Raw genomic sequence first — 12,057 nt, forward strand, 5'->3', positions numbered from 1 at the left:
TACGATGAGCCGATGGAACCTGGCTCACTCGTCGCCGGTCGGTACCGCCTGGAAGAAGAACTCGGCCAAGGCGGGATGGGGGCTGTCTGGCGCGCGGTGGACCTGGAGCTGGGCCGCGAGGTGTCGCTGAAGCGGGCGATCGCGGGGAGCGCCGGGCAGATCCGCCGGGAGGCCAAAGTCGGTGCCGGGATCCTGCACCCCAACGTGGTGGCGGTCTTCGACACCGTCGTCGACGGTGATCAGCGGTGGCTGGTGACGGAGTACGTGCAGGCGATGAGCCTGGATCGGATCATCGAATCCGGTGGTCCGCTTCCGGAGGCCCGGGTGCTCACGATCGGCGCTCAGCTGGCGACGGCTCTGGTCGCGATTCACGAGCGTGGCATCGTGCATCGCGATATCAAGCCGGCCAACGTCCTGGTCACCGACGACGACGTTGTCAAACTCACCGACCTCGGGATCGCTCGCTGGACAGAGATCACGCAGACCGGCGGAGCTCAGCTGACGGGCACGCTGGGCTATGTCGCGCCTGAGGTCGCGAACGGTTCGGAGGCGACCGCGGCCTCCGACGTGTTTTCGCTCGGCGCCACTCTCTACGCGGCCGTCGAGGGCCGGTCGCCCTGGGGCGATGGCGCCGACGGGCCGTTCTCCCAGATCCAGCGGGCGGCGAAGGGTTCGCCGATCCCTTACCAGCACGCCCGGCAGCTTGCGCCGCTACTCGATGCCCTGATGGAGCCGGCCCCGGCGAATCGCCCCTCGGCAGCGGAGACCGCCGAGCTGATTCAGGGGCGCGAGCTCCCGCGCCGATCCTGGAAGCGGCGCCTCCGACCGGTACGACGGGGGGCGATCCTGACCGCGGCTGCCGCAGTCGTGGTGGTGGGCGCCGTACTGCTGGCCTGGTTGCTGCCCCGTGGGTCGGACCCACAGGCGGCCACACCGAATCCCATCGGGCTCGGCTCCGATCCGACGAAGGCTGATCCCTGCGCGCTGATTCCTTTGGACGCGCTGCGTGAGTTCGGGGAGGCCTTCGTCGACCCTGAGGTCAGGAACTACGCCAGCTGCGTGATCTCGAGCACCCTCGAGGACGGCAGCGGCCAGGTGCAGTCCGCGCTCGAGATCACCGGCCCGCAGGAGTATCCGTCGCGTCCGGTCGTGCCCGGCCAGCTAGGCGAGATCGAACGCCCGGACGAAAAGAGAGATACTTGCGAGCGGGCCTTCACCCTGCCCGACACCAACCGCATCACCATCACGACGTTCCGCATCGAGAAGGCGGAGAATGCGCGGCTCTGTCAGTTCGCGGATTCGCTGATCCAGGATGTGCTGGCGGTCCTGTCGAAAGGTCTGCCCCCGCCGCGAGCGGAACTGCCGGCGAACTCGCTGGACAAGGTCGACGCCTGCACGCTGGTCGGGCCGACCGAGGCCAGTCAGGCGCTCGGTAAGCCCAGCGATCCGCCGGCTCCGGACTTCGGCAACTGGGGATGCACCTGGGATGCGGGGCCGAGCGAGCTCAGCGCGAAGTTCACCCGGGAGTGGCCGATCGAAGGTGACGATGACTGGGGTGGGAAGGTCATCAAGGTCGGCAACCGCAACGCGCGCCTGATCCCCGACTCCGACAACAAGGCCATGTGTACTGCCGTGGTGGTGCACCGGCTCTACACACCGAGGCTGGCGGTCCTGAAGGGCACGGAGGACAAGCGCGAAGAGGTGGTTTCCATCGAGCTGGTCGATCCCGCCGCTCCGAACTCGGCAGCTGTCTGCGCGAAAACCCGGGCTGCCGCCGAGGCCGTCGTACGACGTCTTCCGGACGCCGGCTGACCATGGAGCCGACCCCCAGCAGAGCGAAGTTCAACCAGTTCCGAAGCCTTCGGCACGTCCCTCACGAACTGCAGCCGGGCACCCTGAGCGTCCTCACGGTCGCCGAGAACCTGGTCATGCCGCCCGCGCCCGGGGCCGAGATCAGCTTCGGGCGGAACCGGCTGGCGGTCGACCTGTGCATCGGCGAGAACGACGTACGGATCAGCCGGGTGCACGGCACCATCACCTACCAGGACGGGCGGTGGTGGCTGCGCAATCACGGCCGGCTTCCGATCCGGGTGTCGAACGCCGTACTGCTCCACACCGGCAGCGATCCGTTGCCGCTGGCAGTCGGCTACACGACGCTCTTCCTGCGCGGAAACCGTCATCGTGAACACCTTCTGGAGGTGCTGGTCTCGGACGGCGACGGCCGGACCGCACAACCTCGGCCCAGCCAGTTGACCGTGCCCCCGAAGCGCTGGCGGCTGACCCCGGAAGAACACCTCACGCTGACAGTTCTTGCCCAGCGCTACCTGGCCTACGACCTGCAGCCCCTGCCGCTGACCAGGCAGCAGGCCGCGGCCGAGCTCGCCGAGCTGCGGCCCCACGAGACGTGGACCGCGAAGCGCGTCGAACACATCGTCTCCCGCCTGCGGCAACGGCTCTCCGACGCCGGCGTCGCCGGTCTGCGCCGCGACGAAGTCGGCGAACCGGTCGGCCTGACCCTGACGGTCAACCTGATCTGGGAACTCGTGCAGTCCACCACCATCGTGCCCATGGACCTGGAGTGGCTCGAGCTGGCCGGAGACAACCCCAGCGCCGAGCTTCCCCCGGCCTGAACTCAGGTCATCCATTCCAGCAACCAGCCTCGGTCGGCGGCCTTCACCCCGGCCTGGAATCGGCTGCGCGCGCCGAGCCGGTTCATCAACTGCGCCACCATCCGGCGGATGGTCCGCACGGAGACTGCCAACTGCGCCGCGGCCTGCTCGTCGGTGCACCCGAGAGCCATCAACCGCAGTACCTCCTGCTCCCGCCAGGACAGCTCGGCCGCCATGACGACGTCGGTCCCGCCGAACGGCACAGCATCCGGCCAAACCCGCTCGAAGAAGCCAGTCGTGGCCGCTACGACGCTGTTCAGCCGAAGCACAGCCACACTCCCGTCGGCGTTGTCTGCGGGCAGCAGAGCAGTCCGGCCGTCGATGACGAGCGCGTTCATCATCACCACCGGCGTCGTCCGCACCGCAACCCCGGCCATCGCCAGCGCCCCGAGATGCCGGGACCACGCCGGAGCGGTCCGAGCACTGTCCGGGAAGAGCGCCCGGTACCGAATGCCGGGCTGAACATCACGCGGCCCGAACGCCGCTCCCGTCGGCGTCAACGTACTGATCTCAATCACTTCCGCCTGGGCATCGGCCAGCAACGCGGCAACCCCGCCCCGCGCAGCCGCCTGCCGCGGGCCGGTCCGCTGGGTCAGCGTCATCGTCGTACCCCCAAGAGGTGAGCGGTCCCGAACTTTGTACAACCAAACCCCCGGGACCGGTCCCCAGATCTGACAACGAACGACAAAAACCTGGGGTCAGGTCTTAACTTTTTGTCGATGACTACATAGTGTGCGGGCTGAACTACAGCTGGAGACACGCGTTCCCGCCCGAACGGAGTCCCACGATGGTCGAGCACGCCCGAAAATCACGGTTGTCCCGGCGATCGGTGCTGGTCGCCCCTGCCGCCGTTGCCGGTGGAGCGGTGCTGACCGGGGTGGCCATGGCCCCCGACAGCGCCGCTGTGGTCCGGCAGATCACCCTGTACGCCGAGCCGCTGCCAGGCGATTTGTTCGGCTACGGACTGGCGCCCGGGGAGGCGACCATTCCGGGGCCGCTGCTGGAGATCTACGAGGGGGACACCCTCGAGGTCGAGCTGGTCAACAACACCGACCAGCGGCTGTCGATCCACCCGCACGGCGTCGACTACGACGTGAACTCCGACGGCAGCCCGCTGAACGCGTCGTTCAACGCGCCCGGCGAGACCCGCACGTACGTCTGGCGCACCCGCAAGCAGGTCGACCTCGGCAACGGCCGGTTCATGCCCGGTAGTGCCGGCTACTGGCACTACCACGACCACGCGATGGGCAACGACCACGGCACCCCCGGGATCCAGAAGGGCCTGTACGGCGGTCTGATCGTCCGTCGGCGTGGCGACCTGATCCCGGACCGGCAGTTCACGGTCGTGTTCAACGAGATGCTGATCAACAACAAGAAGGCGCCGGACACTCCGATGCTGGATGCCCGGCAGGGGGAGCGGGTCGAGTTCGTCTGCATCGGGCACGGCAACCTGCCGCACACGTTCCACCTGCACGCACATCGCTGGGCCGACACCCGCACGGGAATGCTCACCGGTGCGAACGACCCGAGCCCGGTGATCGACACCAAGAACCTCGACCCGGGCAGTTCGTTCGGCTTCCAGGTGCTGGCCGGCGAAGGCGTCGGGCCGGGCGTGTGGATGTACCACTGCCACGTGCAGATGCACTCCGACCAGGGGATGGTCGGCCTGTTCCTGGTCCGCAACCCCGACGGCAGTATGCCGGCCGGCGCGCAGGCGGCGATCGACCGCTTCCATCAGCACCACCTGGCCCGGACCCAGTCCGGTCACTCCACCCATCACGGCTGAGGGGGAACGATGAGGCTCAACCGTCGGCGGCGTACCGCTGCCGTTCTGGTCACCGCAGCACTGGCGTTAGGCACCCTGCAACCGGGCAGTACGCCGCCAGTGGCGCAGGCGGCACCGGTTGCCGCGGCTACCGCCACCGATGTCGCAGTGAACGTGCTGGTGTTCCGCGGCGAACCCGACAACCAGCTGGATCCGGTGGAGCGGGCGACCGACGCGATTGCCGGCATCGGACAGGCCAACGGGATGACCGTGCACGTCACCTCGGATCCGGCTGTCTTCACGCCGGCCAAGCTGGCGACGTACCGCGCGGTGGTGTTCTTGTCCGCACAGGGCACCGCGCTCAGCCGGGAGCAGGAGACCGCGCTGCAGAACTACATCAAGGCAGGCAACGGCTACCTCGGCATCGCCGACGCGTCGAAGTTCCAGCCGGACTCCGAGTGGTTCACCGGCCTGATCGGCGCGCGCCCGGTCGGCGCCCTGCTGCCGCCACCACGGCCGGTGTCGGCAGTGACGGCTAGCGCGGAGAACCCGCCGAACGAGACCAAGGAGAAGCTGACCGACGGGAACCCGAACACCAAGTGGCTGGCCCGCGCACCAACCGGTTGGGTCGCGATGCAGCTGACCGAGCCGGCTGCGGTGACCAGGTACTCGCTCACCTCCGCGAACGACTTCGTCGGCCGGGACCCGAAGAACTGGACCCTGCAGGGCTCGAACGACGGCAGTACCTGGACCGACCTGGACACCCAAACCAACCAGGTCTTCGCCGAGCGGCTCCAGCGACGGGTGTTCACGGTCGCGAACACAACGACGTACGCGCACTATCGGCTGAACATCACCGCGAACAGCGGCGAGCCGCTGCTGCAACTCGCCGACCTGCTCTTCTACATCGGTGACTCGCAGCCGCCGCCGGAGCCGACTCCGCAGCGCGCAGTGGTCAACCTGCTGGATCGGCAGCACCCGGCGAACGCCGGCCTGCCGCTCAACCTGACCCGGACCGACAAGTGGCGCAACTGGGCGACCAACCCGATCGGCACCGTGCACACCGTCGCCCAGGTCGAGGAGCGGCACTACGACCCCGGCCCTGGCTCCAACGGCCCGTTCCACCCGATCTCCTGGTGCCGCGACTACGGCGGCGGCCGGTCCTTCTACACAGGCATGGGCGGGACCGACGGCAGCTACGGCGAGGCGGCGTTCCGCAAGCACCTGCTCGGCGCGCTGAAGTGGACCACGGGCATGGTCCGGGCCGACTGCCAGGCGACGATCGCCGCCAACTACACCGTCGAGCGGCTGACCCCGCCCAACCAGGCCGGCCAGCTCGACCAGATCGGCGAACCGCACGGGATGACGATCGCGCCGAACGGCAAGGTCTTCTACGTCGGCAAGGCGGCCTGCCCGAGCGGCCCGGTGGTCGAATGGGAGAACCCGAACGTCGGCCTCGGCTGCGGCACCATCCACCAGTGGGATCCGGTCGCCAAGAAGGCGAAGCTGCTGACCACGCTGCCGGTCATGGGCAATCGCGGTTCCGGTGACGAGCTGATCAAGAACGAGGAGGGCCTGCTCGGCATCGTGCTGGACCCGAAGTTTGCCGAGAACGGCTGGTTCTACGTCTACTGGATGCCGCACGATACCGTCGACCGGGTCCGGCACACCGGCAAGCGGACGGTCTCGCGACTGACCTACAACGCCACCAGCCAGACCGTCGACCTGACCAGCCGCAAGGACCTGCTGCAGTGGGAGGTCCAGCAACACAGTTGCTGCCACGCCGGTGGCGGGATGGCCTTCGACTCCAAGGGCAACCTGTACGTCGGTTCCGGCGACAGCAACTCGTCCGGCGGATCGAAGGGGTACTCCGGCAACAACTGGACCCAGGAGTTCGGCGGTCTGTCGTTCCAGGACGCCCGGCGTACCTCCGGCAACACCAATGACCTGAACGGCAAGATCATCCGGATCCACCCGGAGCCGGACGGCACGTACACGATCCCGGCCGGCAACCTGTTCGCACCGGGTACGGCGAAGACCCGCCCAGAGATCTACGTGATGGGCGTGCGGAACATCTCCCGGCTCGCAATCGACCCGGAAACCGACTGGCTGACTGCCGCCTGGGTGGGGCCGGACGCCGGTTCGCCGGACCCGGAGCTCGGGCCGGCGAAGTACGAGACCGCGACGATCATCACCGAGGCCGGCAACCATGGCTGGCCCTTCTGCATGGGCAACCGGCAGCCGTACCGGAACCGCAGCAACACGGACGCGGAGGTGCTGACCGGTTGGTACGACTGCGACAACCCGCTGAACACCTCGCCGCGCAACACCGGGCTGGTCGAGCTGCCGCCGGTCAAGGACAACATGATCTGGTACTCACCGGGCGGCGGCGGACCCGTGTTCCCGAAGCGCCCGGGGAGCTCGATCCCGACGTACAACGACGCGGACGCGGTCTACACCCAGCCGTACTTCCGAGGCGGTGGTGGGCAGGCCGTGATGTCCGGGCCGACCTACCACTACGACCGGGTGAACACCAAGAGCGGGGTGGCCTGGCCGAAGTACTGGGACGACAAGTGGTTCATCGGCGACAACTCGACCCCGACCCGGCGGACCGCGGTGACGGTCGACCCGGCCGGCGTACCGACTGCGCAGCCGCCGGCGTTCGGTGAGTCGTTCCAGCACATCATTGCCGGGGGCAACGGTGCTAACCAGGTACAGAGCTGGATGGACGCCCGGTTCGGACCGGACGGTGCGCTCTATGTGCTCGACTACGGCGGCGGATTCTTCACCCTGCACCCGAACCAGAAGCTGGTGAAGGTCAGCTACAAGGGCGGCCCGCCGACGCCGCTGCCGAAGGCCTCTGCGGTCGCGGTGCAGAACAAGCCGCTGACCTACGCGTTCAACGGCACCAAAGCGGGTGGGGTGTCGTACGCCTGGACGTTCGGCGACGGCTCCACCTCGACCGAGGCCAACCCGCGGCACACCTATCTGAATCCCGGCCTGCAGACCGCCAAGGTCACCATCACCTACGCCGACGGGACCACCGCGGTCGCGACGGTCGCGGTCAACGCCGGCTGCGTGATGGCGGACCAGGGTGCTCAGGTGACGATCGGGGACTCCGCGACGACAGTGCCGAACCGCAATGCGGGCGGTGGCTGCAAGGTGGACGACCTGATCGACGACGAGAGTACGTGGGCCACCCATGCCCTGTTCGTCTCGCACGTCCAGCAGGCCACCCGGCAGTTGCGGCAGCGCGGGATCATCACCGTCGCCGAACGGGACAGTCTGATCGCCATCGCCCGGGCATCGAACATCGGCAAGCCCGGGTTCACCGGCTACGAGCCGCTGTTCGACGGCACGAACGAGTCGTTCTACGACTGGGCCCAGGCGCCGTCGGGCGAGTTCGCCGTACAGCCGGACGGGTCGCTGAAACCGTCCGGCGGGCTCGGCATGCTGTGGTTCGCGAAGAAGCCGTACGGCGACTTCTCGCTCAAGCTGCAGTTCCGGGATGTTGCGCCGGATGCTGTTCGCGCGAACAGCGGCGTCTTCGTCCGGTTCCCGGATCCGCGCACACCGCTCGAGCAACGGCCGCTCGGCAGTTGCGGCACCATCGGCTCGGCCCGCACCTCACAGGCCTGGGTAGCGATCTACTGCGGCCACGAGGTCCAGCTGTACGACGGTGATACGGGCGAGCCGCAGAAGACCGGGTCGATCTACAACTTCGACCCGATCGGACTGGATGCGGCCCGGCCGACCCCGAAGGCGCAGTGGAACGAGTACGAGGTCAAGGTGGTCGGGCAGCACTACACGATCATCCGGAACGGTGTGGTGATCAACGAGTTCGACAACACCCCGGGACAGCAGTCGTCGCGACCGAGCGACCCGTCCACCGACCTGCGGCAGTTCCTCGAGGGCTACATCGGACTGCAGAACCACGGGAACAGCGACCTGATGGAGTTCCGCAACATCCGGATCCGGAGTTTGTGATGAGACGACTCATAGCCGGGCTCACCGCCGTACTGGTGATGCTCGTACCCCAGTCGATGCCTGCAGTGGGGTCGGAGCCAGCTGCTGCTGCTCAGGTGCTGACCTGGACCGCGGGCAACAGCACCGCCGCCTACACCACGGCGCCGACCCAGGCGGTCGCCGGCCCGACCACGATCGTGTTCGAGAACAGCGAGGCCACTGGCAACGACACCGACATGTCGCACACGCTGACGTTCGACCGCTCGACGCCGGGCTACAACCACGACGTCGACGTGAACATCCTCGCGTACCCGGACGACGGGAGTAACGGCCTGCATTCGGTCGACGTGACTCTCACACCGGGGAAGTACCGGTACTTCTGCGCCATCCCGGGGCACCCCCTGATGGTCGGCGAGTTCACCGTCACCGAGGACGGCGAGGACACCACCCCGCCGACCGTCACCGCTGCCGTCTCCGGGTCGCAGAACCCCGACGGCCACTACCTCGGCCAGGCCACCGTCACGGTGACCGCTCAGGACGCGCAGTCCGGGGTGGCGTCGGTGGAGTACGAGCTGGACGACACCGGGTTCAAGCCGTACACCGCACCCGTGGTGGTCAGCGCGATCGGCGATCACACGGTGCAGTACCGCGCCACCGACCACGACGGCAACGTGTCGCCGACCAAGTCGGTGGGATTCCGGGTGGTCGATCGACCGGAGGACACCACTCCACCAACGGTGACCGCCGCAGTCACCGGCGAACAAGATGCTGACGGCAACTACCTCGACACCGCGCGGGTCACCGTTACCGCGACCGACGCCGACTCCGGCGTGAAGACGGTCGAGTACCAACTCGACGGTGGCACGTGGACGCCGTACCAGGCGCCTGTGGATGTGAACACCCCCGGGATGCACATGCTGCACTACCGGGCCACCGACCACGCCGGCAATGTCTCACCCGAAGGGATGGCGCACTTCACGGTGGTCGAGCAGGACTCCGTGCCGCCGGTCGCGACCGCAGCCGTGTCCGGCACTCAGGATGCCAACGGCAACTATGTCGGCAAGGCAACGGTGACGGTGACCGCCACCGACGCCGGGTCCGGTGTGGCCTCGGTGGAATACCAGCTCGACGGTGGCACGTGGACGCCGTACACAGTGCCGATCGAGGTGGCCACGAACGGCGCCCACACGGTGACCTACCGGGCGACCGATGCCGCCGGCAACGTCTCCCCCGTAGGCACCGCAACCTTCACCGTCGTCCCCTCCGACGGCGACGGCACCCCGCCCACGGTCTCGGGCTGGCTGACCGGAAACCAGAACGCCCGCTGGGAGTTCGTCGACCGAGCCACCCTCAACGCCACCGCCACCGACGCCGGCGGAATCAGATCAATCGAGTACGCCATCGACAGCGGCCCCTGGACGGCCTACACCGCCCCGGTACCGATCACCACACCGGGCACCCACACCGTCAAGGTCCGAGCCACCGACAACGCCGGCAACATCTCACCCAACCTCTCCGGCACCTTCACCATCGTGAAAACCGCCTCGAAGCAACTCCACCCCGTCCACCAGGCCTTGCACTAGACAGGTGGAATTGACGTTGGCAGCGGATCAGTGGCACGGGTCCCTTGACCGAGTTCTCCTCGATGGAACTGGCGCTGGTTGAGGGCGACGGTACGCCTGGCGTGTGGCGGGGTACGGCGAACGTTCCGTCGACCGCGAACGGAACTGTCGAGGCGGCGATGGTAGACGGTCTCGAGTTCGTCGCTGGTGACGCCGAAGGTGGTGCCGTACGACAAGCTCTGGTCGGTGAGGAAGAACGGTGCCTGGAGAGGCGGGAGTACACCAAGGTCCTGAGCGATACAGCAGGCAATGTCGTCCTGCCACACGACCGGCAACCGGTTGGTGACGTGACCACCTGCCTGCAGATCCCAGGGAATCCGGGATGGATCAGCCGCCTCGAGACCCCCGTCCTGCGCCCCGCTGCCATCTCGGCGGCCCCGTCGAGAACCAGTGCCCCGGTCGGAACGATCGTCCCGGTGAACGGCACCGTCGACCAAGCCATTCGTAATCCGCGCCGCCTGAGTCCGGACGTCGAGTGGAAGGAGATTGCCGCTAGAAATCGATGTCCAACAGCACAACACTTCCAGTCGACGCCATACTCCCCACACTCGCGACATATGTCAGTTGTTGCCTGGGGTGATGAGGCCGGTTTCGTAGGCTAGGACTACTGCTTGGGCTCGGTCTCGGAGGGTTAGTTTGGCGAAGATGCGGGCGGCGTGGGTTTTGACTGTTGCTTCGCTGAGGGTGAGGTCGGTGGCGATCTCGGCGTTGGAGCGGCCGTGGCCCATCAGGGTGAGGACTTCGAGTTCGCGGGGAGTGAGGGCGGTCAGGTCGCGGTGGAGGGCGGCTTGGGTGGGGGCCGGGGTGGCGAAGCGTTCGACGAGGCGGCGGGTGATGGAGGGGGACAGGAGGGCGTCGCCGGTGGCGACCAGGGTGACGGCGGCGGTGAGGTGTTCGGGGGTGACGTCCTTGAGGAGGAAGCCGCTGGCGCCGGCGGCGAGGGCGGCGTACACGTAGCGGTCCACGTCGAAGGTGGTGAGGATGAGGACGCGGCAGTCGGTGGAGGTGGCGAGGATGCGGCGGGTTGCCTCCAGGCCGTCCATGGTGGGCATGCGGATGTCCATCAGGACGACGTCCGGGCGAAGACGTCGTACGGCGTCCACTGCCTCGGCACCGTCCGCCGCCTCGCCGACGACCTCGATACCGCGGGCGGTCAGAATCATCCGGAAGCCGGTGCGCACCAGCGCCTGGTCGTCCGCGATCACGACCCGGGTTGTCACGGGCGTTCCAGCGGAAGCTTGGCGCGCACCCGGAAGCCACCGCCGAGGCGGCGACGCGCGTCGAGCTCACCGCCGTAGACGGCCACCCGTTGTTTCAGGCCGAGGAGGCCACGACCGTCACCACTGGACCCCGGTGAAGTGCGCGCCCCACCCCTCAGGACGCTCGGACCCGTGTTCAGGACTTCCACCCGAAGGGCGTGGTCGCTGTAGCGCACCGACACCTCGGCCTTCACGCCATCGCCGTGCTTGAGGGCGTTGGTCAGGGCCTCCTGAATGATGCGGTACGCCGTCACGTCGGCACCGGTCGGCAGTGGCCGCGGCTCTCCGGAGATCCGTACGTCGACCGGTAGCCCAGCGAAGGCGATGCGGTCGACCAGCGCACTGAGGCGCCTCAGACTCGGCTGTGGCGACAAGGCGTCCCCGGAAAGAGCCTCATCGGCTTTCGGCGCGAGCAGCCCGAGCAGGTGCCGCAACTCAGCCATGGTGTCGCGACCAGCGGCCTCTACGGCGAGCAGGGCGGCCTCGGCCTGGTCAGGTTCGGTGGCCAGCACCTGCCGGGCCGCACCGGCTTGGATGACCATCACGCTGACGTTGTGGCTCACGATGTCGTGCAGGTCGTGCGCTATCCGGGCGCGCTCGGCATCCACCGCGCTCTGAGCTGCTGCCTCTCGTTCGCGCTCCAGCAACCAGCCACGCTCTTCCAACGCGCGGGAGTGGGCACGCCGCGCCCGGACGAGCGCGAAGGCGAGGAGGCCGGTCGCCACTGCCAGCGCTGCGGCGAGCAGCCAGACGATGATCACGAGATCCACTGTCCC

General features: G+C 67.8%; 8 protein-coding genes. 5 read left to right on the forward strand and 3 right to left on the reverse strand.

The annotated features are described in order from the left end of the window. Nucleotides 1-12: 12 nt before the first annotated feature. Nucleotides 13-1,812, forward strand: coding sequence for a protein kinase (locus ACFCV3_RS10565; protein ID WP_376028472.1), 1,800 nt, complete (start codon nt 13-15; stop codon nt 1,810-1,812). Nucleotides 1,813-1,814: 2 nt separating this feature from the next. Then, on the forward strand, nt 1,815-2,630 hold the full coding sequence (locus tag ACFCV3_RS10570) for an FHA domain-containing protein (protein WP_376028474.1): 816 nt from the start codon (nt 1,815-1,817) through the stop codon (nt 2,628-2,630). A gap of 2 nt (nt 2,631-2,632) precedes the next feature. On the opposite strand, the gene ACFCV3_RS10575 is transcribed toward ACFCV3_RS10570, so the two are convergent. Continuing rightward, nucleotides 2,633-3,271: a LuxR C-terminal-related transcriptional regulator gene (locus ACFCV3_RS10575; RefSeq protein ID WP_376028477.1), complete on the reverse strand. Its 639-nt coding sequence runs from the start codon at nt 3,269-3,271 to the stop codon at nt 2,633-2,635. A gap of 185 nt (nt 3,272-3,456) precedes the next feature. On the opposite strand from ACFCV3_RS10575, the gene ACFCV3_RS10580 reads away from it, so the two are divergent. Genes ACFCV3_RS10580 through ACFCV3_RS10590 form a run of 3 tightly spaced genes read left to right on the forward strand, consistent with a single transcriptional unit; the run spans nt 3,457 to nt 9,983 of the window. Continuing rightward, a complete protein-coding gene (locus ACFCV3_RS10580; protein WP_376028480.1) occupies nt 3,457-4,455 on the forward strand; it encodes a multicopper oxidase domain-containing protein in 999 nt (332 codons plus the stop codon). A 9-nt stretch (nt 4,456-4,464) separates the two neighbouring features. Next, nucleotides 4,465-8,421: a ThuA domain-containing protein gene (locus ACFCV3_RS10585; RefSeq protein WP_376028483.1), complete on the forward strand. Its 3,957-nt coding sequence runs from the start codon at nt 4,465-4,467 to the stop codon at nt 8,419-8,421. Continuing rightward, nucleotides 8,421-9,983: an OmpL47-type beta-barrel domain-containing protein gene (locus tag ACFCV3_RS10590; protein ID WP_376028484.1), complete on the forward strand. Its 1,563-nt coding sequence runs from the start codon at nt 8,421-8,423 to the stop codon at nt 9,981-9,983. Before ACFCV3_RS10585 ends, ACFCV3_RS10590 begins: the two co-directional genes overlap by 1 nt. Nucleotides 9,984-10,582: 599 nt before the next feature. On the opposite strand, the gene ACFCV3_RS10595 is transcribed toward ACFCV3_RS10590, so the two are convergent. After that, entirely contained in the window at nt 10,583-11,242 is a 660-nt protein-coding gene (locus ACFCV3_RS10595; RefSeq protein WP_376028486.1) for a response regulator, read from the reverse strand. Further along, entirely contained in the window at nt 11,239-12,051 is an 813-nt protein-coding gene (locus ACFCV3_RS10600) for a sensor histidine kinase (protein WP_376028488.1), read from the reverse strand. The genes ACFCV3_RS10595 and ACFCV3_RS10600 overlap by 4 nt, the downstream gene beginning before the upstream one ends. Nucleotides 12,052-12,057 lie beyond the last annotated feature (6 nt).

This window comes from Kribbella sp. NPDC056345, assembly GCF_042262745.1.
Classification (GTDB): domain Bacteria; phylum Actinomycetota; class Actinomycetes; order Propionibacteriales; family Kribbellaceae; genus Kribbella.